Raw genomic sequence first — 23,598 nt, 5'->3', positions numbered from 1 at the left:
TCGGCTCGGCTCTACAGTGGATCCACGCCATGCGTGGATGCGCGGCTCCGCCCGCGGTAGTGCTTACCAGCGCAGCTTGCGCCGCGCCAGCGCCGCCGCCAGCTGATCCATCACCTGTTGCGCCTGTGCCTGCGGCAGATGGTGCAGGGTCAACGCCACATCGCCATGCGCGCCGGCGGTATCCAGCTGCAGGCTGCTGGTGCCCAGCAGCCTGTCCAGCGGCGAGCGCTGCAGGCGCAGGCCCTGCACCTTGTCCAGCTCGGCCCAGCGCCACCAGCGCTTCCACCAGCCGCCGCGCACCGCCACATAGTGCTCGTCCAGGTACCAGCCCATGCGCGCCATCTGCCGGTGCGCGACCAGCAGCGCCACGGGCAGCCATGCCAGCACCAGCAGGCCCCAAGGCCCCCACCGCCAGTACGCGGCCGCAGCCAGTAGCGGCACCAGCACCAGCGCACCCAGGCACAGCCGCCACCAGCCGCGCTGCGGAATAGACTGCCACTGTGCCGGCGGCCATTGCAGTTGAGGCAATAGATGCTGCACCAGCTGCGTGCAGCGCTCGCTCGACGCCAGTGGCGCGAGTTCACGCAGGGCGCGGTCCTCATCGCGCGCAGGGCCACCGGCGGCGCTGTCGATGCGCAGCTGGCGCAGCCCGAACCAGCGATGTAGGGTGGTTTCGCGCAGGGTCCAGGCCTGGATGCGGCGACGCGCGACACTGCTGCGGGTGCGGCTGAGCAGGCCGGCCGAGACGGTCAGGCGGCGGTCCTGCTCGCTGAGCGTGAAGCCGTGGTAGCGCAGCAGGGTCAGCACCACCGACAGCGCACGCAGCGCCAGCCAGCCCAACAGCAAGGCTGCGGCCAGCAGCAGGAAGGCGCCGGCCACGCCGGGATGCAGGTGGCTTGCATAGCCGAAGGCTTCCCGGCCGCCACGCTGGATGGCATCGTCCATCACCGGTCGCGGCACGGTCTGGAACAGCACACCGAAGGCGGCGATCGCCAGCGCCCAGCCACGGTTGGAGAGCAGGCCCATGCGCACCACGTCCCAGCTCGACAGGCGCAGCAGCACCTGTTCGGTGTCGGCCTCGGTGATCGAGGGGGCGGCGACCACGTCGGTGGCCTGCGGCGCCTGCCCGCGCTGGCGGACCAGCCGTTCCAGCGCCAGCGCCTGGTCCAGCTTCAGCACCCGCATTTCCGCTTCCGGGCGCACGCCACCGGCCGATTCCAGGCGCAGCTCGGCCACACCGAACAGGCGGTGCAGCGGGTTCTGCCGGACCTCCACGTTGTGGATGCGCGCGAATGGAATCTCGCGCCGGTTGCGCGCGAGCAGGCCGCTGCGCACGGTGATCGCATCACTGCCGATACGGTAGCGGTAGCTGAGGTACTGCAGCACCGACACCAGTACCAGTGCGGCAATCGCCGTCAGCGGTATCAGCTGCGCCCACATCGGGTCGCGGTCGCCCCGCTGGCCGAACACCAGCAGCGCGACCAGCGGCAGGAAGTAATGGCGCAACTGCATCAACAGTACGAACAGCCACGACCACGGATGCAGGCGGTGGTCCTCGCCACCGGCGGGCAGCGCTGCAGGCAGAGGCGGTGGCAGGCTCACAGGGCGTCGGCGTCCTGGTCGAGCTGGTGGGACAGGGTATCGCGCAGGCGCTCGGCGTCCGCCTCGTCCAGGCCGCTCACGGTCACTGCGCTCATGCGGGTGCCGGCGGTGTGCACGATCAGCGTGGCCAGCCCGGCGCGGCGTTCCAGTGGTCCGCGGCGCAGGTCCAGGTGCTGCACGCGCGACAGGGGAATGCGTGTTTCCAGCTGCCACATCAGGTCACGGCGCAGGCCCAGGCCCTGTGCGTCCAGCCGCCAACGGGTGCGGACCAGGCGGCGGTGGCCGAGCCATGCGCCACATGCAGCCCCCACCAGCAGCCCGAGGGCTGCGATCCACACTCCGCCGGGCAGATCGAAGAACCACCATGCAGCGGCCAGCGGCAGGCCCGGCACAAACAGGCCGCCGAAGGCGCCTTCCAGTGCGGCCAGCCGCGCGGCGCGGCGCGGCAGCGACTGCCAGGCATCGGTGGGCGGAGCAGTAAGGGGAACGTCGGTCACGCGGGCTCCGTCAGGTGGCAGGGCGGGCGGTGGCGGCCGTGGCCGCACCGCGCAGACGGTAGCAGGTCAGCTGCGTTACTGGGCAGCCTGGATCAGCGCGTCCACATCCAGCATGTGGCCGGCACGATCGGCCTTGGTACGCAGGTAGTGTTCGTTCTCGGCGGTGATCTCGCCGGTGACCGGAATGCAGTCCAGCACTTCGATGCCGGCATTGCGCAGGCGCTGCGCCTTGGTCGGGTTGTTGCTGAGCAGGGCCACGCGCGAAATGCCCAGGCCCCGCAGCATGGCCACCGCGCTGCCGTAGCGCCGTTCGTCGGCGCCGAAGCCCAGCTGTGCGTCGGCGTCGATGGTGTCCAGGCCGTCGTGCTGGTAGCCGTAGGCGCGCATCTTGGCGGCAATGCCGGTGCCACGGCCTTCCTGGTCCAGGTACAGCAGCACGCCACCGCCCAGTTCCTTCAGCTTGCGCAGGCCACGTCGCAGTTGATCGCCGCAGTCGCACTTGAGCGAGCCGAACAGGTCACCGGTCAGGCACGAGGAGTGCACGCGCACCGGCACCACCGCCGACAGGTCCGGTTCGCCGACGATGATCGCGACCTGGTCACGCTGGGCGACGCCGCCACGGAACACCGCGAACGTGGTCATGCCGACATCGCGCAGCGGTACCGGCGAACGCGCCACCAGTTCGTAATCATGCGCGGCATGTGCTGCGCCCTCGGCGAGGTCGCACAGCGCCACCTCGGCCGCGCCCTCGAAGGTGCGGTCTTCGGCGTCCAGGCGCACCGCCACCATGGCCGGCAGCAACAGGCCGAGGCGGGCCAGTTCCACCGCGCCGGCATCGAAGGCGTCACCGGCGCTCCAGCCGTCCGGCATCGGGCCCGGTTCGCGCAGGTAGCCCAGCGAGGGCAGGGCATCGAAGGCAACACCGGCCAATGGCAGGCGCGCACCTTGCGGGGCCTCCACGCCGAGCACGCGGGCGCGGGTGGCGGTCAGGAACAGGTAATGGCGCTCGCGGGCGGCAGTGGCGAAGGCGGCGAAGCTGCTGGCCGTGGCGCTGTCCAGCGCGATCACCGCCAGGCGCTGGCCCTGGCCATCGTGGAGCAGCACCGGGCGACCGGCACGCAGTTCGGCCACCGCGCGCTCGCAGCGGATCGCGGCCGGATCGCCGAACAGGGAAGAAGCAGCAGACATGGCAGGACCGGGGGAGGCGGACATCGCAGTCTCTATGGGGGCGCCGGCGTCGTATTCAACGTGGTGCGGCGGTCGGTCGCAGGGGCCGGCGGCCTGAGCGGAGCGGCCGTCAGTGGGGATGCTCTTCGGTCGCGTAGGGGTCTTCCTCGCCGCTGCCCGGTGGCCGCAGCGTATAGCGCTTGTAGGTCCACTGGTACTGCGCCGGGTCGCGACGGGCGATGCGCTCGATGCCGGCATTGAGCGCGGTGGCGGCCACCTGCGGGTCCGGGTCGGCCACGGCGGGGTCGGTCGGCTCGATGTGCAGGGCGAATTCCATGTCCGGCCCGATGCGCTCGCACCAGCCATAGAGCACGGTGGCGCCGGTGCGCTCGGCCAGCCGGTTGACCAGGGTCATGGTCAGCGCCTGCACGCCGAAGAACGGCACGAACACGCCGTCGCCGGCCTTGGGCTGCTGGTCGGGCAGGATGCCGGTGGCACCGCCGTCCTTGAGCACCTTGAACAGCTGGCGCACGGCGGGGCCCTCGGCACGCACCTGCTGTACGTTCTGGCCGCCCCGCACCAGCTGCAGGAAGGCATCGCTGGCCTCGTCCTCCGGTGGCTTGTAGACGATGGCGATCTGCCCGCGCGAGGCCAGCCACTGGTTCAGCAGCTCCCAGTTGCCGAAGTGCGGCGCCGCCACGATCACGCCCTTTCCGCTGGCCAGCGCCGCGTCGTACAGGGCCTCGCCGTGGCGCTGCTTCAGGTGCAGGCGCAGGTTGTCGGCCGGCGCCTGGCTCCACAGTCGCAGGGTCTCGATGGCCTGCAGGGCGGTGGAGCGCAGCAGCTCCCGGTGCAGGCGGTCACGCGCGGCGCCGTCCAGGTGCGGATAGGCCAGCTCCAAGTTGCGCCGGGTGACGCGGCTCTCACGGGCGTTGAGACTGATCCAGGTCCAGGACAGGGCACGGGCGATTCCCCGCAGCAGCGGCCAGGGCAGGCGGGCGAACAGGGTGGTGGCGCGGTAGACCAGCCGGGCTTTGCGTTGCGGATTCATCGGCGCCAGTTTAGCCAAGGGCGCTGCTATCGTGGCCGGCCCCGTTCATTGGAGCCCACGATGCTCGTCCTGATCCAGCGTGTCAGCCAGGCTGCCGTCCACGTCGCTGATGAAGCCGTCGGCCAGATCGGCCCGGGCCTGCTGGCGCTGGTGGGCATGGAGCCGGGCGATACCGAGGCCCAGCTGCGGCGCATGGCCGAGCGACTGCTGGGCTACCGGGTGTTCGCCGACGAGGCCGGGAAGATGAACCGGTCGCTGCGCGACACCGGCGGCGGCCTGCTGCTGGTCAGCCAGTTCACCCTGGTCGCCGACACCCGTTCGGGCATGCGGCCCAGCTTCACCAGCGCCGCGCCGCCAGACGAGGCTGAACGCGGGTTCAATCGATTTGTCGAGATCTGTCGTGAAAATCACGCGCCAGGGGTGGAAACGGGCCGATTTGGTGCCCATATGGTCGTCAGCCTGGTCAATGACGGTCCCGTGACCTTCCTTCTCAGGCCCTAGGCCGCCGGGACCACCGCCCGGCAGGCGGGGCCCCGGGCTGGTATAATGCTACGTTCCCTATTTCTCCCTAGCCGGTGGCGCGAGCACTACATGGCCAACGAACGTCCTGCCCAATCCGAAATCAAGCAACTGATCAGCAAGGGCCTGGAACAGGGCTACCTGACCTACGCCGAAGTCAATGACCATCTGCCGGACGACATGGTCGACCCGGAACAGATCGAAGACATCATCGGCATGATCAACGGCATGGGCATTGATGTCCATGAAGTTGCGCCGGATGTGGAAACCCTGCTTCTCAACGACGGCAACACCGGTAACCGCGAAGTCGATGACACCGCGGCCGAAGAAGCCGCCGCCGCGCTGAGCGCGCTCGACACCGAAGGTGGCCGTACCACCGACCCGGTGCGCATGTACATGCGCGAAATGGGCACCGTCGAGCTGCTGACCCGCGAAGGCGAAATCGCCATCGCCAAGCGCATCGAGGAAGGCCTTTCGCAGGTCCAGGCCGCCTTGGGCCAGTTCCCGGTCTCGGTCGAGTCGCTGCTGACCGACTACGAAGCCCACAAGGAAGGCAAGAAGCGCCTGGCCGAAGTGATCGTCGGCTTCAACGACCTGGCCGACGAAGTGCCTGCGCCTGCCGCAGCTGCCACTGATGACAGCGACGATGCCGACGCCGATGGCGACGAGGACGAGGACGATGATGTCGAGGGTGGCGAGGAAGAAGCCGCACCGACCGGTCCGGACCCGGAGGAAGTCGCTGCGCGCATGCAGGCGCTGAGCGATGCCTTCAATGCCTTCAAGAAGGCGGCGACCAAGGGCGACAAGAAGAACCTGCCGCGCCTGCGCGAAGAGATGTCGGCCGTATTCGTCACCCTGAAGCTGCCGCTGCCGCTGACCGATGTGCTGACCAAGCAGCTGCGCGACACCATGGCGTCGATCAAGGCCCATGAGCGCCGCGTGCTGAACCTGGCGACCGTCACCGCCCGCATGCCGCGCAAGGACTTCATCCGCTCCTGGGAAGGCAACCAGACCAACCTGGAGTGGGTGGAAGACGCACTGAAGCGCAAGCAGAAGTGGTCGTCGGCCCTGCGCGAAGTGAAGGACCAGATCATCGCCGAACAGCAGGCGACGATCGACATCGAGAAGCTGACCCAGCTGGACCTGGAAGAGCTGAAGGAAATCAGCCGTGCCATGGCCTACGGTGAAGCCAAGGCGCGCAAGGCCAAGAAGGAAATGGTCGAGGCCAACCTGCGCCTGGTGATCTCGATCGCCAAGAAGTACACCAACCGCGGCCTGCAGTTCCTCGACCTGATCCAGGAAGGCAACATCGGCCTGATGAAGGCCGTGGACAAGTTCGAGTACCGCCGCGGTTACAAGTTCTCGACCTACGCCACCTGGTGGATCCGCCAGGCGATCACCCGCTCGATTGCCGACCAGGCGCGCACCATCCGTATTCCGGTGCACATGATCGAGACGATCAACAAGTTGAACCGCATTTCCCGCCAGATGCTCCAGCAGTACGGCCGCGAGGCTACGCCGGAGGAGCTGGCCAAGGAAATGGACATGCCGGAAGACAAGATCCGCAAGGTGATGAAGATCGCCAAGGAGCCGATCTCGATGGAAACCCCGATCGGCGACGACGAGGATTCCCATCTGGGCGACTTCATCGAGGACACCAACGTGGAGTCCCCGATCGAGAACACCACCAACATCAATCTGTCTGAAACCGTGCGCGACGTGCTGGCCGGCCTCACCCCGAGGGAAGCCAAGGTGCTGCGCATGCGCTTCGGCATCGACATGAACACCGACCACACGCTGGAAGAGGTCGGCAAGCAGTTCGACGTGACCCGCGAGCGCATCCGCCAGATCGAAGCGAAGGCTCTGCGCAAGCTGCGTCACCCGAGCCGCTCGGAGCAGCTGCGCAGCTTCCTGGATATCGATTGATTTCCAGCGGCTGTTGAAGCGTTGAGAGAAACCCCGCTTCGGCGGGGTTTTTCTTTGGGTAGCGCCGGGCCGTGCCCGGCGGAATTTATGAGGAATTCGTAATTGTTACGTAACACTATTCTTGATGTCTCTCCCTGCATTCTTCACAAAAATCCTTGAGAAACAGTGAGTTTGAAGCTTATTTCGACTTGCCGTCCGAGATCTTTTGCGATAAATACGTAACACTATTCGTCTCCAAGGCCCGCCCATGGCCCGCCACGCGCTCCTGAGACCCCAGGACCTGATCGCCCAGCTTCCCCCCGGCCACCCACAGCCGGCGGCCGCGTTGGCCGAGCGCCTGGGCGTGAACCGCATGACCCTCAGCCGCCTGGTCGCGGCCAGTGGCGATCAGGTCGTGCGGCTGGGGCAGACGCGCGCCACCGCCTATGCGCTGCGCCAGCCCTCGCGCGTGGGCAGCGAATGGCCGCTGTACCGCCTGCGCGAAGACGCCACGCTGGAAGAGCTGGGCCGGCTGATCGCGCTCAGTGGCGACACCTTCCACGTGGACGCCAGCCGTGCCCGGTCCAACCTGCTGCGCGCGCCCGACGGCGACATCGCCGCCTTCTTCCCGGGTCTGCCGTGGTATCTCGATGACCTGTGCCCGCAGGGCTTCCTCGGCCGCAGCTTTGCGCATGGCCGTGCGCGCGGCTTGGGCCTGCCTTCGGATCTGACCCGCTGGCAGCGCGACGACGTGCTGGTGGCGCTGGTGCATGGCGGCGGAACCGAGATCGGCGACCTGCTGCTGGGCGCTGATGCCGTGCAGGCGGCCCTGGCCGCGCTGGATGCACCGCCTGATCGCGTGGCTGCACGCGACCGGCCGCAGCAGTACCCGCAACGCGCACGCGCCGCGCTGGCCGGCGAAGACGTGGGTTCATCGCCTGGGGGCGAGCAGCCCAAGTTCACTGCCACTGTGGAAAGCGAAGGCGGACGCCACGCAGTGATCGTGAAGTTTGCCCAGCCCGATGGCGGCGAGGCCGCGCAGCGCTGGGCCGACCTGCTGGTGTGCGAACACCTCGCACTGGAAACCCTGCGCGCCGCTGGTGCGGATGCCGCCAGTAGTGAGTTGCTGCAGACGCCCACGCATACCTTCCTGGAAGTGACGCGCTTCGACCGCAGCATCGATGCGCTCGGTCGCCGTGGCTTCGTTTCGCTGCTGTCGATCTCGGCAGCGTTTACCGGCGAAGCGACGCTGGAATGGCCGCGGGCGGGGGCGCAGCTGCAGGCGTTGGGCTGGCTGTCTGCCGAGACCGTGCGGGCCATGGCGCGGCTGCATGCGTTTGGTCGGTTGATCGGCAATGGCGACATGCACCAGGGCAACATCGGTTTCCATTTAGTCGATCGTGGCCCGCTGCCGTTGGCGCCGGCCTACGACATGTTGCCGATGTCGTTGGCACCGTCGCGGTTGGGTGTGCTGCGGCAGGATGTGGTGCTGGAGGCTGTGGCGCCGCGTGAGAGCGGCGAGCTGGAGCATCTGCGCTGGGCGGCGCCGCTGGCCAGTGAGTTCTGGGAGCGCGTTGCGGGCGATGCGCGGGTGCGGTCGGACGGATTGCGCGCGCTGGCGAGGGAGAATGCCGGGCGGGTCAGGGCGATGGGGGCGCGGTTCGGGTGATATCGAGTGACGCATACCCCCTCGCTTCCAATGATTGAATCGCTCTTAGTGCCTTGGCGCTGCGCCCTGTGACGTACTTGGCTTTGAGGATTGTTGGCATCTGATCGCAGGATTTTCCTGCGCGCTGCGCTCACTCAGTCGAATTCCCAATCCATTCAAATCGTTGGCTCTTCCGGAAGCTGCATGCACTCCAGAGCGTGTCGCAGTCAGCAATTGAGCCCTCTACCTTCTTTTCTGCACAGTCCTTCGCAGGTGCTCAACACACCTTCGTAGGCGGACTGTCTGACCCAACAGCAGGCAGTCCAAGGTCAAGCCGCATCACTCGCCATCCCGGTGAGCTCCAAGGTTTCTGGCCGGGTGGCGCGCAGCCATACAAGACTCCGCAAGGAGGAAAGCTGCGGGCGGCCCTACGACCGTGTTGAAGCGCCCGGTCGCCTCTCTCAACAGGAGGCGGAAGAGGTTCGACGAATCGTAGGAGAGCGAAGATGGCGTTGAAAGTGAGAGCTGGTGAAGCTTCCGATGAAAGGGAGTTGGTGGACGACTGTGACTTCGTGCCGTTGATGGACTGGGATGAGGTGCTGCAGGATGAGCGCGAGGATCGGCTGGGGTTTGCCCGACGTACGACGTATGCGTTGCTGACGCTGTCTGGCCCGGGATTGGTCGAGGGATTTGGCGGCAGCAACCAGCCGGGACTGGAGGGGGCGAGAAGGACTGTGGCGCTGTTCCAGGCACATCTGTGGCAGATGCAGCACGTCGCGGAGATTGCCGAGGTGAGGTTGGAGCAGGTGGTCAAGGCACTGGCCGTTGAGGCCTGAGTAGCCGGGCAGGGGCGCGCTCCACTACACTGTAGCGCTGCGCAGGGCCTATAGCTCAACGGTTAGAGCAGGGGACTCATAATCCCTTGGTTCCAGGTTCGAATCCTGGTGGGCCCACCACATTGACGTCCAGCGAAGTCCAGAGGCGTCCGCAAAACCCTTGAGTTGCTTGATTTATGCCCTGCGAGGCATCCAGTGCCGTCCAGCGGCATCCACTTGCATCCACCGAAAAAGTGAGTCAGGCTGTGTGTCAGGGGGCTAGACGCCCCTAGACGACTCACAGGCGCTCGACTCACATGCTGACCGACACCAAGTTGCGTTCGCTCAAGCCGAAGGCCAGCCCCTTCCGTGTGGCTGATGCCAACGGCTTGTGCATTGAAGTGCGCCCCTCGGGAGCCAAGGTGTGGCGCTACCGCTACCGCTATCTGGGAAAGGCCAGCATCGTCACGCTCGATGAGTACCCGTCGATGTCGCTGCAGGCTGCCCGCGTCGAACGCGAACGTCTGCGCTCGCTCCTGCGCGGCGGGGCTAATCCCGCTCAAGTGGCCAGGGTTGAAAAGGCAGTCCAAGGAGAACGGGCCGCGAACACCTTCGGAGCCATCGGCTTGGAGTTGCTCGCCAAGCGAACGAAGGAGGGCCTTTCCCCTGGATCGGTTGTGCGTGAGCGTCGGCTGATCGGGAAGGATCTGGCTGGACTGGCGGATTTGCCTATTGGGGACATCACCGCCCCCGTACTGCTGGCTGCGCTGCGGAAGTTGGAACAGCGCGGTGTTGTAGAAACCGCGCATCGCGCCCGGGCACATGCTGGGCGGGTCTTCCGCTACGCCATCGCTACAGGTCGTGCTGATCGGAATCCCGCTCAGGACCTCACAGGAGCGCTTGAGCAGCCTCAGACCAAGCACTTTGCCAGCGTGACCGACCCTGCCGTTATAGGTGGCCTTCTGCGTGCGCTGTGGGGCTACCAGGGGGCACTGGTCACACAGGCCGCGCTAAAGCTGGCCCCGATGGTGTTTGTCCGCCCGGGTGAGCTTAGGCAGGCGAAGTGGGCTGACATCGACCTTGATGCAGCAGAGTGGCGCTACGTCACCAGCAAGACCAAAACGCCGCACATCGTCCCTCTGTCCGATCAGGCCGTTGCGGTTCTGCGGGAGCTTTACCCGTATACGAAGCGGAGCGAATTTGTCTTCCCTGGCGTCCGCAGCGCGTTGAAGCCGATGAGCGAGAACACGATGAACGCGGCGCTCCGAAACCTTGGCTTCGACTCAGACACGATGGTTGGCCATGGCTTCCGAGCGATGGCAAGAACGGTGCTGGATGAGGTGCTTGGCTATCGCCCGGACTATATCGAACATCAGTTGGCGCATGCCGTAAAGGATCCGCTTGGGCGGGCCTACAACCGGGCGACCCACCTGCCGGAACGCCGGAAGATGATGCAGGCCTGGTCCGACTACCTCGACCAACTGCGGGTTGCAGAACCGAACGTGCTGACCTTCAAAGCCAAGCGCGCCTAAACATCACAGAGGCCTTAGGGAGGGCCATCAAGGCAGTAGAACCGCATAAACAAAGCGGCCGAGAAAGGGGCTGGAACCCCTGGCTCGGCCTACCACAACCGACTGTTAGGAGTCGATCATGGATCGCAGCATTATAGAACTTGCGCGTGAACGGGCACATATTGCCGGAAGCGCCCTCAGCAGCCCAGCGGCCAAAGGCTACAGATCCTTCCCCGCCTCTCGGGCCGAACGCACCCGAGCACAAACGAACGCAGACTATCTGCTTCGCCGCCTCCTGCGCGGGCTGGCTACTGACGGGGAATCCAACCTCTATTGGGCCTGCGGCCTCCTATTCGTCATGGGCGTGCTACTGGCACGCTCTGACACGCATGTAGCACCGAATCACGGTGTAACGACGGGAGAGGTGTGCCATGGGTACCTCTGACCTTCAACTCGACGCGATGGACCCGATGGACCGCCTCGTCGCGAGGGGCATTTCCGTTCGTGCTCTTGTCGCACTGGCTCCGTATGGTGCGGACTGGCTCGCGCGGCATCAGGACGACCGGTTCCGCATGTGCTACTTCGATGAAACCGGGAAGGTGGTCAACGAGGATGTGACTGCCGTAGGGCTCGTCCTGCGGGCTCAACAGCTCGGCTGGACTGTATTCGAAGACCTAGACCCCGGCGCTGCGCCCTGGATCTTCAGCGAAGCTTCCTATCACTTCCGTCGCGGAATCCATTGGTATGCCTCAGCCACCGATGACACCAATGAAATGCTGCCGCTAGGCTTCCCGGCAAGGGAACTGAAGCGCGCGGCCAAGGTCCAGGAACGGGAGATCAAAGCTGCCCGGAAGGCTGCGGAAGCCGAAGCGAAGGCTAGGGAAGCCAAATCGAAGGCTGCAGCTCGCTCAAACAAGAGGAGTAACCGGGAGGCCCGGGCCTGGCTCATCGAATACGGCGCTCAGGCTCAGCTGGATAAGGCAAAATCCGAGGGCACAGCCCTCAGTTCCGCCCAGGCCAAGCGAATCGCACGAGGGCTTGTGGATCAGGTCGTGAGGCGGCTAGAAGCGAGTAGACGCGAGAGGGCGTCAGGCACTGATGGCTCAGAAGATGAAGTCCGCTGAAGGAGATTAATGCGGCGGAGGGATTGGACGGCCTAGCGCTAGCAGTAGCCGCTCGATCCGATGGTCCCAATTATGATGGACAGGCGCTATGGGATACCCGCGTGGCTGTGCTGGAGGCGCCCTTCAGATAGCGTGTAGTAATCGTTTCGCGGACTTTCAGAGGCATGGGGTGGCAGTTGCTCTGATGCAGCTGTGCCTCCAAACCAATCAGTACACCAAGGGTATCGATCATGGTCACGAGCAAGATCTTTAAACTAAAGAAGTGGCTGACGCTTGAGGAAGCTGCTGACCACCTTGGCGGGGCACTTCAAGAGCCGGTGTCTGTGGTTGACTTGCTAAGACTCGCGCAGGATGGCCACCTGACGCTCTCAACAAATTTCGTGAATCACGCCAGGGTCCACATGGGAAGGCGCGTTCCCATTGAAATGGCAAAAATTATGATCTTCCCGGGACTGGATGCTTCTCTTTCAGACGAACAGAAGAAGCAGATGGCCGCATTTCCTAAAGACGGATCACGTGAAGAGCAGCACCTGTGGATGTTGATGAATAGGGAGATTAGCGATAGGCCTGACGTAACGCTGACAATACGGGGGGATCGCATCTCCAAGGAGCATGTCATTGAATGGGAATCTGAGGTCGTTTCGATAGACGGGATCTGGGATCTGCCAGATTTTGGTGGTGCTTCCTTGGACATTGCTCACCTTCTTCAGAGCCTCGTGGGTGGCCCAGAAGTGACTCTGGTTTGCCTTGATGGCACCGTGGTTGTTAGCCCGGACGGGGAACGTTATGCCAAGATTCTGGAGCGATTTGAAGAGGGATTGACTGAGAAGTACCCCTACGGCGATCGAAGAAACTATTTTCCAAGCGCAGGATTGCCATCAGATGCCCCGATCGTTGTACGTCCCGAAGCGTTGACCGCTTTCGTCGCCTCGTTGACGAGTGAGGTGCCCTCCCGAAAAGATCTCGGCAGAAGGGAAAAGTCAGGTCTACTTAGGATCATTGCCGGTCTGGCGCACGAGGCAAAAATTGACATCGGCAGCAACAAGGCTGTTGCTCAGATCACCGCAGCGGCAGATGCGTTTGGCGGGCCGTCAGAGCTTACTGTTAGGAAGCATGTGGAGGCGATCCGCGAAGAAGTTCTGCCAAGGAAATAGATTCAACTATAGCGAGTGCCACCATAGTTATGCCTTTTAGATCAGGCGCTTACATAGATTGAGGTCGCCCGCCGCCAAGCGGCTTTACGGTGATCTCAATGGATACATATGGACAACGGGACTTCCGGCCCTTCATTCCGGAATGCGCGAAGGTAGGTATCGGCCGCTCCAAGGCTTATGAGCTGGCAAAGGCCGGTCTGCTTGAGACAGTCAGCATCGGCACACGTCGATTCGTCTACCTCGATAGCCTTTACACACTACCCGCACGGCTCGCTGCGGCCTCTACGGAGGTCGCAGCGTGAACGGGTTCAATTTTTCCTGCCTTAACCGGGAGCAGTCGGCTCTTCTGGATGCGGCCGGTTGGACGGCCGGCTGCGCTCGTCCAGCCCCTACGCGGCGCGCCGTCAGGGAGCTGGTAGAGCGTGGGCTCATTGAGGCTTACCCCGCCACGCATGAGGACGACCACGGATCGTACAAGGTGGTCGAGTACTACGTCCCGCAAGACGTTCAGCGCGCCTGGCAGACATTGAGCGCCTCAAGGGAACCGGTGATTGAGCCAGACGACCGGGAGGAGGGGCAGCTATGACGGAGCAGGCTATTGGTCAGCTTGTGCCACACGCGTCATCTGGCCTCCTTGTCAGTCTTTCCACCGGAAGGATCTTTGACCCGGATGGATTAGAGGTAGGGATCCAGGCTTCGGACACCTACGTCAGGGTGATACGGCGCCAATCAGAGGCCCGTACGCCCGTGACTTGGTACGCGCACCGTCTGGTATGGGAAGCCGCTCACGGGCCCATCCCTGAGGGCATGCAGATCGATCATCTCGACTCCGACGCGGGTAACAACGCGCTGTCCAACCTAGATTTGGTGACCCCCCAGGAGAACCGCGCTAGGCAGGCTAAGAACAGTTTGGCGATGTACGGCTGCAGATCACCGTACTGCAAATTGACGCCTGACCAAGTCAGCGCAATACGCGATAGCGCAGAGAGCATTCCGTCAAAGGTATGGGTCAAGCGGCTCGGGATATCTCTCCGCACGGTGAACCAAGTTCGTAGCGGACAGACCTGGGCGCACCTCCCTGGCTCGCGCGCCGCGAAGGCATGTCGCAAGAAGCCCTAGTCGGGCTCATACCTATGCCCTTGGGGGGTGTATGCACAGCACAAGTGAGGGCCGCGCGCAGCGGTCTCCAGAGGGCGGCGCCCGCTATGGGCAGGCGCTCCCCAAGAAGAACACTGAAAGGCGACGGCAGAAGCTCGTGGGGCGGTCGAAGGGCGCGCCATTCCTGATGCTTGAGCACAGGATTTCCGACTCGCCGGAGTTTGGTCAACTGTCTGGTAATGCCGTCAAGCTGTTGCTGGAGCTGGCCCGCCAATACCGACCAGGCAAGAACGGCGATTTAAGCATCCCGTGGTCGATGCTGTCCCTGAGGGGATGGAGAAGCAAGGCGACGGTTCAAGCAGCGAAGCTCGAGCTTCTCGTTGCCGGCTGGATCATCGAGACGAGGAAGGGGGGCAAGAACATGTGCAGCCTATTCGCGCTGACGTACTACCCAGTCGATGAGTCTCCCAAGCACCTCGAGCCAGCTACGACCGTCGCGCCCCACTTGTGGAGGACTCAGCGCGATGGCTAGTCGCTATGTGGGCCAACTAGGTCGCTATGTGGGCCAACTGCGGGAGGCGTTAGCCCACATACAGACCTATGAGGTCGCTATCTGGGCCAGTCGAGCGGTTATCCACACCTCTTCGAGGTCGCTATGTGTACTCCCTTTTAGATATATACCAAGCGGAGCGCGCTCTTCATTGCTTCCAGTGCTTCTGAAGCCATGCTCTGGGGAGGGCGCCCCTTGAACGGTCGAGCACAGTTCAAAGCTAGCCTAAAGCAGGTACGAGCACCGGAAATTCCAGGGCTGTCAAAGCCCTGGCTGGAAGGATCGATTAACGTGGATCGAGCTTCCAAGGCACTTGCCGCTGCTTTCGGGTGCGGGCCATGCATGTCGCTGCCAACGCAAGCGACATGGGTGGAGGTTCTGCCTGATGAAGACGGCTCAGTTGATCCAGCGGGGCTAGCCATTCACACCAGGGGGCGAGTAGTTCAGGACGCTCGGGGATATCTGCCCAAAAGTACCCGGGCACGGACCGCCGCTCTACGCTCCCTCAGAGCTGAAGACCAGCAAGCAGCTGAGGACTTCGATCAAGTTGCGAACATGCGTGCGGACGCGTGCGCCACGCGTGTTCGACGCGTGCGGCGCTGGGAGAACCACCGTTTTGCGGGAGCGTTGGTCATCCCAACTGTGAGGCCGGTGAAGCCAGTGCTGCTGGCATTGTCCGATGCGTCGCTTGATGGCCCGCTTGAGGCATGGCTGATGATCTACGCGGCACAGAGGATGGAGCTATGGCCCAAGGTTGAGCTCTATCTGACCGTAATGGGGCATACAGCCGAAGTGGCAAGGGCGGCGGCGGCCAAGCTTCTCGGTGTTGGGCGCAGCTACAAGGACGGCGCGCGCAGTTCCAGAGTTCGAGAGGCTACCTATCGGAAGCAAGTGTCGACCGTCGAAGCCATTCTCTGGGATTGGCTCGAGCGGGCCAGCTATGCGCTGCTGGAGGAGCTCGGAGAGAGCACAGGATGGGATGTTGGCGTGGGAAGAATCTTGAATGTGACGGCGAGTGGCTAACCAGTAAACCCAGCCCTTTCCTCTGGGTTCCTTGTCCCGCGCGCATTTGCCCGGGAGCGATTTACACCCGCCAAACGCCATAAGTAATAGGGGCTCTACTACCCAAGGGCGGGCTCCTGGGCGGCGTCATCGAGTGGTGGCGCCGCCCATTCCCATCCGGCGTATGAGACGCCCTAGAAGCACAGGAAGCAAATGAACTCCTACATTAACAATTTCTTCGGCAGGGTCACGCCGAGATGGCAAGGTCTGTCCGAGAAGGACCAGGGTGCGGTTGCTCGCCAGAGCCTGCTATCCGCTGGACTTGCCATGCTCCGGCCGACCGGAGGCAACTTTGGCGCTGCATTGGCAAATGGCATCCAGGGTGGACTTCTCTCGGCGAACCAAGGCGTGAGCGATGCCGAGAACGCCCGCTACAAGGACGAAATCCTCGCTCGGACTCGGCAGGGCATGCTGCGGAACGCGGCTATCGAAGAGGCTCAGCGAGGCGTACTTAACCCTGACGGATCGCTCAATGAGGGCTCGTGGAGTCAGTGGGCAAGTGTCGACCCCGTTGGCGCCCAGGAGTTCCGGCAGAAGGTGAGTCCGAAGGCGAAATGGGAGCCGGGCCAGATCGGCTATCGCGACCCGAAGACGGGTAAAGAGGGGTTGCTGGATGTCATCCGCAACACCGAAACCCAAGAGTACCGGGATCTCCAAGGCAACATCATCAGTGAAGGCCTGCTTGGCTCAGGAGCCGCTGCACCGCAGTTGCCGAGTGCAGGTCTTCTGTCGCCGGATGCAGCGCGGCTGCAAATGCCCAGCGGGGGGCTGCTGGGTTCCGACCTCATTCCAGGCTTGGAGCAGGCGGTGATGCAGGTTGAGTCAGGCGGCAACCCGGCTGCCGTGTCGAGCAAGGGAGCGGTAGGCACCATGCAGACGATGCCTGGCACGTTGCGAGATCCAGGGTATGGCGTTGCTCCGGCTCGCGATCAGTCCGCAGCTGAGCAGGAGCGTGTCGGCAAGGACTACCTGCAGGCCATGCTTCGCCAGTACGCAGATCCGCGTGCCGCTCTGGCCGCTTACAACTGGGGGCCGGGCAACGTCGACAATGCCCTGCGCGCAGCAGGTGGCAACGTGGACGCCATGCTCGCATCGGCTCCGGCAGAGACGCGTGCCTACGTCCCGAAGGTGCTTGCGCAGGCAGGCCAGGTGAGGCCGACGAGAACTGCTGGTCTGGAGGTTGGTTTCAGACCCGATCGTTCGGCTCGTCAGGCGGAGCGTCAATCTCCGTCCGGCTACCGCTTTAGTGCCGATGGCTCGCAGCTAGAAGCTATCCCTGGCGGACCCGCAGACCGAAAGAACAATCCTGCCCCGGGGGATCTAGCTCAGGCGGAGCAAGCGCTGCGGAAAGAGTTCATCGCTCAGACTAAGGTCCCTCAGACGGTGGTCAACTCTTACGAGCAGATCGCGCAGGCCGCGAAGAATCCGTCTGCACAGAACGATCTAGCTTTGATCTTTTCTTACATGCGCATGCTTGATCCCACCTCGGTGGTTCGTGAGGGCGAGTTCGCGAATGCTCAGAACGCTGCTGGTGTTCCGGACCGCATCCGCAACGAGTACAACAGGCTCCGAGATGGTCAGCGGCTGAACCCTGAGCAGCGAACTGGCTTTGTTAACTCCGCCAAGGGGCTGCACGACCAGGCAAAGTCTCAGATCGACGCCTATCGAGAGCAGTACTCGGGCTTGGCACGGGAATACAACTACGCGCCGGAGCGTGTAGTGGGTAGGTCCACTGCATCTGGTGGTGCAGCAAGACGTGGGGCCTCCGCAGTTCCCCCAGCGGCGGTGGATTTCCTTCGGAAGAACCCCAACATGCGTGCCGCCTTCGAGCAGAAGTACGGTGTTAGCGCAGATGACTACCTGAGGTAGCCAATGGAAAGAAATCCATTTGATCAGTTTGATGCCCCATCGGGTCCTTCTTCGACCGGGCAGAACGTCTTTGACCAGTTCGACCAGCCCGATGAGATCGTGACGCTCCCTGCCGTACAGGCCGCCAAACCCGATTTCAGCGAGGTAGCGTCCAGCTGGGATAGCACCGCCGAGTTGCCAGGCAACGCCCTAGGCCGGTGGCTGGGCCAGTATGGCGGGCGCCAAGTCCTTCAAGGCGCTGGCGGCCTTCTCGGTGCCGTTGGCGGCGACGCTTTCAATCACTATGTCGTGGACCCGATTCGGCGCCGCCTGCACCGACCTACGGAAGAGGACATCGCTACGGGGCGGGACAGCTTCGTTCCGACTGCCCCGTATCGCCAGGTCGGCGAGCAGATTGCGGATGAGTTGGGCATGCAGCGGCCCCAGACAAAGGCGCAGCGCATTGTTTCAGACATCGGCGAAGGGCTGACTGGCACCGCACTCACCTTGGGTGCAGGCTCAGCGGCTAGCGGTGGCAGAGGACTTGTCCAGACTGCCGGCGAGTTCTTTGCCGCAAATCCTGTCCTGCAGACCGCTGCCACTGTGGCAGGCACAGGTGCAAGCTCAGCTGTTCGTGAGGCGGGTGGTGATACTGGTGCACAGGTAGCCGCTGGACTGGCTGGTGGCTTCGCCCCAGGCGTCGCCTCGGCGCTTCCTGGCATGCGTAGCGGCTTCGTCCCTCAGGCTGTCGCGGATGCTACCCGTGGAGCGCTGAGGGGCCGCAATGCTTCGGGCGAGCGCGTGACCGCTAAGGACGTGGAACGGGCGATTTCCGATTTCGCGGCAGCAGGGACTTCACCGAGTGTGGGCCAGGCAACGGGCGGGCGATTTGCCCAGGCTACAGAGACCATGTTGGGCAACGTTGCTGGCGGCTCTGGTCCGATTGCGCGTCTTGCGCGCAACCAAGCTGACAACGCCAACGCGGCGATTGGTCACTATGCGGCGGAACTCTCTCCACGTGGTCGAGCCATGAGTCCGGAGCAGGCAGGACGTACCATCCTAGAGGGAATTGAGGGCAAGAGCACTGCCGCCTTCGTCCCCAAGACAGCCAAAAGGGCGGAGGAGCTTTACGGTCGAGTCTCGAAGCAAATTGCACCGGATGCACGGGTGCCTGTGGAGAACACGCAGAGGGCGCTGGCCGATCTGAACGCCTCCATCGAAGGTGCCCCCAACGTTGCGCGCCTATTCCAGAATGCCCGCATTCGAGGGATCGGCGGTGCATTGGACGAGGATATCGGCGGGATGGAGGCAGCACTGCAGCGCCCGGATGTACAGCGGCAAGCAGAGCAGCTGAAACAGCAGCTTGAAGATCAGGCGCAGCGGGCAGCTGCGGAGAACGCGCGCCTTCAGTCACTGGGGATGCGTGGCTCGCTTCCCGTTCTGACGCCTCAGCAGATCGACGAGCAGGTTGTGACCGCCATATCTGGAATGGCCGACAACCAACTGCCGTATCAGGCGCTTACCAAGCTTCGCACGCTGGTTGGGCGGGAGCTTGATAACTACTCCTTGGCTGACAGTGTTCCCAGGGACAAGTGGAAGACGCTCTATGGGGCGCTTACGAAGGATATGGAGGCCGCCGCCACGACGCCCGAAGCGCGGCAGGCTTGGAGTCGGGCAAATGCCTATTACGCGGCGCGTAGCAATCGAATCGACGCCGTGGCGCATGTGGTGGATAAGAGCGGCGGACCGGAGGCTGTTTACCAGGCGGCGTTTGGCAACATCCGAGAGGGTGCGACCACGTTGCGAGCGGTGATGCAGTCGTTGCCAAAGGACGCCCAGCGTGAAGTATCGGCGTCCTTCATTCGCCGCATGGGTCGGGCCACCGGCAGTCAGCAGAATGCGGACAGTGACGTCTTCAGTATGGAGACCTTCCTCACCAACTGGGCGAACATGAGCCCTGAGGCAAAGCGGGTGTTGTTTGACCGGCATGGCCTCGGCTTCCGGCAGGACATGGACAGGATCGCCAGGATGACGGATCGGATTCGGCAGGGAAGTTCGGTGTTCCGCAATCCCTCAGGATCCGCTCGCCTGATCTCCCTGATAACTCAGTCGGCTGGTACTGCGAGCAGTGCCGGTAGCGCATTGGTGGCGGGTAGTCCGCTGCTGGCTGCGGGGATTGTCTCAGGCTCGATGGCGCTGGCTGGTGGCTTGAATGGATTGGCCCGCCTTATGACCAGCCCTGGCTTCGTCCGCTGGGTTGCGCAGAACGGCGAGAAGCCAATTGGTGAGCTGATACCGCAAGCGCGTTTGCTGCGGGAAATTGCAGAGCGGGAAGACAACCCGGATCTGGATGCGTTTGCAGATCGGCTTGAGGCTACGAGGCCACAGCGAAGCCCGTAAAGGCGAGCACTACCAAGCCCGCCAGTAGAACGGGAACTGCGATCAGCAAGCTGGCAAAGGCAATCCCGTATAGGCCGCCCTTCCGTCCATCAGAAACGCGTTCGCTTTCCAGCGGCTGCGGCAGGGGATAGCTCGTCTTTTCCCAGGCGTCCATTTCCCGTCCTTCGGAGAGGTGTGGGGTCAGGATACACCTGGCCCCGCTGCTCAAACACTTAAGAAGAAAATGAATGGGCCCGGCAGGCGCCCAAGGAGTATGTAATGGCAGGCTCAAGAGTTCCGGCGTTCTTCGTAGGGGCGCGCAATCGCTTTGTTAACGGGGCGGTGCCGGGAAACGTCTTTGACGCACGTGGCAACTACATGGGCAACGGCGGCAGGGCGGCCATCGCCACCGGCCTCAAGTGGCTCGCAAATGCGTTTGTTCCCGGAACCGGTTTGCTGGTGGACCGAGGGCTATCCGGCTGGGTGAACCGAGGGGCTGACTACGGTATCGGTGGCCCAGTCATGGAGCAGGTTGATATCCCGGGTGCTCCCTCGCCGAGCCGAGCATTCACGGCGCCCACGCCTTCGCAAATGACAACGCAGAACCTGGGCCTAGGCGCCCAGCGTCCGGGCGGCAGTTGGTACGGCTACACGGGTGGAGCTGGCTCTATGGGCAGCTTCGGCAACAACCAGTTAGGCAATGGCATGGCAAGTGTGGGCCAGTGGTCTCCACAGAGCGTGTGGGGCCAGTCCATTGCGGCCAATCAGGGGTCGAACCTGAACTTCGGAAACATGTCGCCTGGCGCGATGGCAACCGGGAATGGCGGCACAGGCCGAGGCGGCGCAGTAGCCAACCGAGGCGCGCAGGTAGGCAGCTACAGCTCAAGCAGCGGCATGGGCCCTGGTGGAGCGCGTGGTTCGTTCCTGGAAAAGATCAATCGACGTGGTTTGAACATCAACTGAGGAGAAGCTGATGCCGACTTGGCTGAGTCAGAAAGAGATCGTGATCATCAAGACACTGAGCGGGTGGGTAGTGGGTCCAGAGAGGAACTCGCCGCCCGATGAGTGCATTTCCTATGCCGCGTGGGTCGCCGAACTGAGGGAGTAGCTATGTCGTCGTCTCTATCCCCAGCAGCCGTGAAGGGCATCACTGCAGTGATGCTCCGAGCCAATGCGGGGCAACGTGTCTACCTGGGGGGCTTGGACATCACCGAGATGGCCGCCAGCTTCCTCCGGCGACATGTCGAGGAGGTGGGCTTGGATGTTGCGGACAAGGCCTTCCGTAGGCATGGGCTCACATTGGTAACAACTGAAAACAATAGGTGACAGCTATGGCATTCAAGCCAGGACAATCGGGCAACCCGAGTGGCCGGCCCAAGGTGGACTTTGAGGTGCGTCAGTTGGCGCGTGAGTACGGCCAAGAGGCCATTGAGAAGCTCGTGGCCATCATGCGGGGCGATAACGCGGCCCTAGCCAAGGCGGCTAGTGAAGCGCTGCTGGATCGGGGCTACGGCAAGCCGGTCCAGTCTGTTGGGGTAGACCCTGATTCGGTGCCCGTCCAGGTCATCACCGTGCAACTGGTGGCTATGACGGACTCCGAGCCGGAGGGCGGCCGTGGCTGATGATCAAACGCCAATTTCTACCGTAGAAACGGATAGATCCCAAGAGGCTTGGGATGGTGTGACCTACGTGGTGTTTGCCGCTGAGCGGCAGTGCCTGCCGGAGGACTTCGAGGGCAGGGCAGAGGTGGCCTGGGAGGCTATTGGCGAGCCTTGGAAGGCCTACGACCTGCACGACGGGCGGTGCCCTGCTTGGACGGGCGGACACTGCCAATGTGGCCTGGTTAGTTGTTTCAGCAACGGCCGGTGGGTGGCTGAAGTGGACATGTTCCATGCAATTCAAGAGATTTACCCGCTGCATTAGCGTCGCCCCCCCCCCCCCGGAAGTCCTCCTTGAACCCCCGAATTGCATTGGGACTTTGAACAGGTCAGGATTGCGACATGGGGACCAAAGGAAAGGATGCGGAGATGGAGATCAAGGAAGAAGTGGCGGCGCCGAGCGCGCCTGAGTGGCCGGAACACTTTCCGTCTGAGTGCCCGCCCATCGACGCATCCAAAATTGACGGGGACATTTACTATCTCGTCGCGACGGCGCCGCCTACGCCTGCTGACTTTCGATGCGCTTTGGAGCTGAAAAAATTTAAGAGCCACCCGCTTTGCATAAGGGCGTCGCTTTCGTGCGCGGTGACCTACGAGGAAATTAAAGGGCGGCGCGCTAACGGACCTTTGCTTCGGAACCATTCAATCGCAAAGGCGACGCTCGACGAGTCTCATGGGGTGATCAAACAGACGTACAGCCCCGGCCACTATTCAATGTGGCTTACGCCTACGACTCTCTCGACGGCACACGAGATTTTTGAGGTGCTAACGTGAATCCTCTTTGGACACTTGGTCAGTCGCAGATCGCGCAGGCAGTCGCTTTTCAGCTAGAGCAAGTCCTTATCGAATTCAACGGGCCGCACATGGCTCTAGCCTCGGTAAGCGGGGTGCTGAACCTGGGCGTGGCAGCTGATGCTGACGATGCGTGGGTACGATGGGTTTTCGCGCCGGTTTCCTCAGTAGAGCTGAGGGCATTAGCTAGCGGGGCCAGCACGGCCTACTCGGCACTCGCGAAACCTAACGCTATCGCGCTCGACTGTCCTCACGATGGGGCTGACGACTTTGAGTTCGTCCGAGCTTTTGATGTGGACGCAAGTCAGCTGGACCGTGTTTTCCTCCCAGAGCCCTCGGCGCACCTGCCCATCGGTGCTAGGAATCTGATCCTTGAGAGGTTCCAGGCTCACACTTCGCCACAACTGGCGCTTGCCCGAGTTGATCAGCGGCCTGCCCCGTTGTCCTTTAAGGTGTTGTCAGCGGTGCTATCGAGCTACCAGAAGCTTTGTAGCGCAATAGCACAGAGTCTTGAGGGCGACTCGACTACCTCCAAAGGCAGGTGGTCAGCAGACCTTGAGGAGCGTTCGACTATTGGGTTCAACACGGCTAAAAGTGGTTCTTTGCTCATTGGCATGAAGCCGGAGGACGGGGCGCTTTACGAGCGGATCTCGGAAACGTTGGCGGAACTGGCCTCGTGGGGAGAGTCAACGTCCCCCATGGGCTATCGCCCAAACGAGCGGGTCCTTGCCCGCTTCGCGGACCTGCTCAAGGTTGTTGACAGATCCGGCATCGATGTACTGAATCAGTCGGCGGCGGGTAACTCCGCCTTCTTGAGCCCGGCTGTGGCCAAGAGGCTAATAGCGAAACTATCGCCCAAGGCCACAGCCATCACCAAGTCGTCGAGAAGGGGGTCATTCAACGCATTCAGCGCTTCTGATTACAAATTTGAGTTCTTAGACGAAGAGCTCGGCGAGGCGTTGAAGGGAGATGTGGACGCGAGCGCAATACCGACTGACGAAGACGTGTCCGTGGGGCAGACGAACTACTCCATTTTCTTGGAGACCGAGGTTCGGACGTCTTTGGATGGGAAAGTTGAAGAGAAGCATAGGCTCAAGGCGCTTCTTCGAACTGATCCATCCGTGGACGTTAAGTGGTTGCTGCAAGATGGCGACGAGGATGCTGCGCCTTGAGTGGAGCACGGGTGTCCGTAGTTGGGCGGTGGCACTCTCGAAACAG

At 62.9% G+C, this 23,598-nt stretch carries 21 protein-coding genes and 1 tRNA gene; 17 read left to right on the top strand and 5 right to left on the bottom strand.

The window, feature by feature from the left end:
* Positions 1-63 precede the first annotated feature (63 nt).
* The 4 genes from AC13GF_RS17845 to AC13GF_RS17830 form a co-directional block, all read right to left on the bottom strand.
* Positions 64-1,602: a PH domain-containing protein gene (locus AC13GF_RS17845; protein ID WP_483005505.1), complete on the bottom strand. Its 1,539-nt coding sequence runs from the start codon at positions 1,600-1,602 to the stop codon at positions 64-66.
* A complete protein-coding gene (locus tag AC13GF_RS17840) occupies positions 1,599-2,099 on the bottom strand; it encodes a PH domain-containing protein (protein WP_483005504.1) in 501 nt (166 codons plus the stop codon). The genes AC13GF_RS17845 and AC13GF_RS17840 overlap by 4 nt, the downstream gene beginning before the upstream one ends.
* A gap of 75 nt (positions 2,100-2,174) precedes the next feature.
* Positions 2,175-3,311: a GTP cyclohydrolase II RibA gene (ribA, locus tag AC13GF_RS17835; RefSeq protein WP_483005503.1), complete on the bottom strand. Its 1,137-nt coding sequence runs from the start codon at positions 3,309-3,311 to the stop codon at positions 2,175-2,177.
* A gap of 85 nt (positions 3,312-3,396) precedes the next feature.
* Positions 3,397-4,317: a lauroyl acyltransferase gene (locus AC13GF_RS17830; RefSeq protein ID WP_483005502.1), complete on the bottom strand. Its 921-nt coding sequence runs from the start codon at positions 4,315-4,317 to the stop codon at positions 3,397-3,399.
* 60 nt (positions 4,318-4,377) lie between these two features.
* Here AC13GF_RS17830 and dtd point away from each other — a divergent pair, with 60 nt between their 5' ends.
* From dtd to AC13GF_RS17765, 13 genes are all read left to right on the top strand, one after another.
* Positions 4,378-4,818, top strand: a complete 441-nt coding sequence (gene dtd, locus AC13GF_RS17825) for a D-aminoacyl-tRNA deacylase (RefSeq protein ID WP_483005501.1) — start codon at positions 4,378-4,380, stop codon at positions 4,816-4,818.
* A 90-nt stretch (positions 4,819-4,908) separates the two neighbouring features.
* On the top strand, positions 4,909-6,762 hold the full coding sequence (gene rpoD, locus AC13GF_RS17820; RefSeq protein ID WP_188486216.1) for an RNA polymerase sigma factor RpoD: 1,854 nt from the start codon (positions 4,909-4,911) through the stop codon (positions 6,760-6,762).
* A gap of 247 nt (positions 6,763-7,009) precedes the next feature.
* Positions 7,010-8,410 carry a type II toxin-antitoxin system HipA family toxin YjjJ gene (gene yjjJ, locus AC13GF_RS17815; RefSeq protein WP_483005500.1) on the top strand — a complete coding sequence of 467 codons (1,401 nt, stop codon included), beginning with the start codon at positions 7,010-7,012 and terminating at the stop codon, positions 8,408-8,410.
* Between the two features lie 485 nt (positions 8,411-8,895).
* Positions 8,896-9,225 (top strand): hypothetical protein, encoded by a 330-nt coding sequence (locus AC13GF_RS17810; RefSeq protein WP_483005499.1) that lies wholly within the window; start codon positions 8,896-8,898, stop codon positions 9,223-9,225.
* Positions 9,226-9,269: 44 nt separating this feature from the next.
* Positions 9,270-9,345: transfer RNA gene (locus AC13GF_RS17805), tRNA-Ile, on the top strand.
* A 176-nt stretch (positions 9,346-9,521) separates the two neighbouring features.
* On the top strand, positions 9,522-10,736 hold the full coding sequence (locus AC13GF_RS17800) for a tyrosine-type recombinase/integrase (protein WP_483005498.1): 1,215 nt from the start codon (positions 9,522-9,524) through the stop codon (positions 10,734-10,736).
* 410 nt (positions 10,737-11,146) lie between these two features.
* Positions 11,147-11,839: a hypothetical protein gene (locus AC13GF_RS17795; protein ID WP_483005497.1), complete on the top strand. Its 693-nt coding sequence runs from the start codon at positions 11,147-11,149 to the stop codon at positions 11,837-11,839.
* Between the two features lie 230 nt (positions 11,840-12,069).
* A complete protein-coding gene (locus AC13GF_RS17790) occupies positions 12,070-12,993 on the top strand; it encodes a hypothetical protein (RefSeq protein WP_483005496.1) in 924 nt (307 codons plus the stop codon).
* Between the two features lie 582 nt (positions 12,994-13,575).
* Entirely contained in the window at positions 13,576-14,112 is a 537-nt protein-coding gene (locus AC13GF_RS17785; protein ID WP_483005495.1) for an HNH endonuclease signature motif containing protein, read from the top strand.
* A 31-nt stretch (positions 14,113-14,143) separates the two neighbouring features.
* Complete coding sequence (locus AC13GF_RS17780; RefSeq protein WP_429621564.1) at positions 14,144-14,623, top strand: hypothetical protein; 480 nt, start codon at positions 14,144-14,146, stop codon at positions 14,621-14,623.
* A 669-nt stretch (positions 14,624-15,292) separates the two neighbouring features.
* A complete protein-coding gene (locus tag AC13GF_RS17775; RefSeq protein ID WP_483005494.1) occupies positions 15,293-15,664 on the top strand; it encodes a hypothetical protein in 372 nt (123 codons plus the stop codon).
* A gap of 192 nt (positions 15,665-15,856) precedes the next feature.
* The gene (locus AC13GF_RS17770) at positions 15,857-17,572 is read left to right on the top strand and encodes a lytic transglycosylase domain-containing protein (protein ID WP_483005493.1); all 1,716 of its coding nucleotides are present in this window, start codon (positions 15,857-15,859) and stop codon (positions 17,570-17,572) included.
* A 3-nt stretch (positions 17,573-17,575) separates the two neighbouring features.
* The gene (locus AC13GF_RS17765; protein ID WP_483005492.1) at positions 17,576-19,951 is read left to right on the top strand and encodes a hypothetical protein; all 2,376 of its coding nucleotides are present in this window, start codon (positions 17,576-17,578) and stop codon (positions 19,949-19,951) included.
* Here the strand turns inward: AC13GF_RS17765 and AC13GF_RS17760 are convergent.
* On the bottom strand, positions 19,926-20,105 hold the full coding sequence (locus AC13GF_RS17760) for a hypothetical protein (protein ID WP_483005491.1): 180 nt from the start codon (positions 20,103-20,105) through the stop codon (positions 19,926-19,928). The two genes, AC13GF_RS17765 and AC13GF_RS17760, sit on opposite strands and share 26 nt — an antisense overlap.
* 104 nt (positions 20,106-20,209) lie before the next feature.
* Between AC13GF_RS17760 and AC13GF_RS17755 the strand changes: the two genes are divergently transcribed.
* From AC13GF_RS17755 to AC13GF_RS17740, 4 genes are all read left to right on the top strand, one after another.
* The gene (locus AC13GF_RS17755) at positions 20,210-20,893 is read left to right on the top strand and encodes a hypothetical protein (protein WP_483005490.1); all 684 of its coding nucleotides are present in this window, start codon (positions 20,210-20,212) and stop codon (positions 20,891-20,893) included.
* Between the two features lie 368 nt (positions 20,894-21,261).
* Positions 21,262-21,552: a DUF5681 domain-containing protein gene (locus tag AC13GF_RS17750; RefSeq protein ID WP_483005489.1), complete on the top strand. Its 291-nt coding sequence runs from the start codon at positions 21,262-21,264 to the stop codon at positions 21,550-21,552.
* Positions 21,553-21,930: 378 nt separating this feature from the next.
* Positions 21,931-22,362, top strand: a complete 432-nt coding sequence (locus AC13GF_RS17745; protein WP_483005488.1) for a hypothetical protein — start codon at positions 21,931-21,933, stop codon at positions 22,360-22,362.
* Between the two features lie 89 nt (positions 22,363-22,451).
* Positions 22,452-23,552, top strand: coding sequence for a hypothetical protein (locus tag AC13GF_RS17740; RefSeq protein WP_483005487.1), 1,101 nt, complete (start codon positions 22,452-22,454; stop codon positions 23,550-23,552).
* Positions 23,553-23,598 lie beyond the last annotated feature (46 nt).

The organism is Stenotrophomonas sp. 22LJNL06-5-1 (genome assembly GCF_056861455.1).
This window is presented reverse-complemented; position numbering and strand designations above follow the sequence as displayed.

What these genes read in the sequence shown, in the direction of transcription:
- dtd (WP_483005501.1), top strand. Translation starts at nt 4,378, where the DNA reads ATGCTCGTCCTGATCCAGCGTGTCAGCCAGGCTGCCGTCCACGTCGCT.
- AC13GF_RS17810 (WP_483005499.1), top strand. Translation starts at nt 8,896, where the DNA reads ATGGCGTTGAAAGTGAGAGCTGGTGAAGCTTCCGATGAAAGGGAGTTG.
- AC13GF_RS17790 (WP_483005496.1), top strand. Translation starts at nt 12,070, where the DNA reads ATGGTCACGAGCAAGATCTTTAAACTAAAGAAGTGGCTGACGCTTGAG.
- AC13GF_RS17760 (WP_483005491.1), bottom strand. Translation starts at nt 20,105, where the DNA reads ATGGACGCCTGGGAAAAGACGAGCTATCCCCTGCCGCAGCCGCTGGAA.
- AC13GF_RS17770 (WP_483005493.1), top strand. Translation starts at nt 15,857, where the DNA reads ATGAACTCCTACATTAACAATTTCTTCGGCAGGGTCACGCCGAGATGG.
- AC13GF_RS17745 (WP_483005488.1), top strand. Translation starts at nt 21,931, where the DNA reads ATGGGGACCAAAGGAAAGGATGCGGAGATGGAGATCAAGGAAGAAGTG.
- yjjJ (WP_483005500.1), top strand. Translation starts at nt 7,010, where the DNA reads ATGGCCCGCCACGCGCTCCTGAGACCCCAGGACCTGATCGCCCAGCTT.
- AC13GF_RS17765 (WP_483005492.1), top strand. Translation starts at nt 17,576, where the DNA reads ATGGAAAGAAATCCATTTGATCAGTTTGATGCCCCATCGGGTCCTTCT.
- AC13GF_RS17780 (WP_429621564.1), top strand. Translation starts at nt 14,144, where the DNA reads ATGCACAGCACAAGTGAGGGCCGCGCGCAGCGGTCTCCAGAGGGCGGC.
- AC13GF_RS17800 (WP_483005498.1), top strand. Translation starts at nt 9,522, where the DNA reads ATGCTGACCGACACCAAGTTGCGTTCGCTCAAGCCGAAGGCCAGCCCC.
- AC13GF_RS17740 (WP_483005487.1), top strand. Translation starts at nt 22,452, where the DNA reads ATGGCTCTAGCCTCGGTAAGCGGGGTGCTGAACCTGGGCGTGGCAGCT.
- AC13GF_RS17785 (WP_483005495.1), top strand. Translation starts at nt 13,576, where the DNA reads ATGACGGAGCAGGCTATTGGTCAGCTTGTGCCACACGCGTCATCTGGC.
- AC13GF_RS17755 (WP_483005490.1), top strand. Translation starts at nt 20,210, where the DNA reads ATGGCAGGCTCAAGAGTTCCGGCGTTCTTCGTAGGGGCGCGCAATCGC.
- AC13GF_RS17795 (WP_483005497.1), top strand. Translation starts at nt 11,147, where the DNA reads ATGGGTACCTCTGACCTTCAACTCGACGCGATGGACCCGATGGACCGC.
- rpoD (WP_188486216.1), top strand. Translation starts at nt 4,909, where the DNA reads ATGGCCAACGAACGTCCTGCCCAATCCGAAATCAAGCAACTGATCAGC.
- AC13GF_RS17750 (WP_483005489.1), top strand. Translation starts at nt 21,262, where the DNA reads ATGGCATTCAAGCCAGGACAATCGGGCAACCCGAGTGGCCGGCCCAAG.
- AC13GF_RS17830 (WP_483005502.1), bottom strand. Translation starts at nt 4,317, where the DNA reads ATGAATCCGCAACGCAAAGCCCGGCTGGTCTACCGCGCCACCACCCTG.
- ribA (WP_483005503.1), bottom strand. Translation starts at nt 3,311, where the DNA reads ATGTCCGCCTCCCCCGGTCCTGCCATGTCTGCTGCTTCTTCCCTGTTC.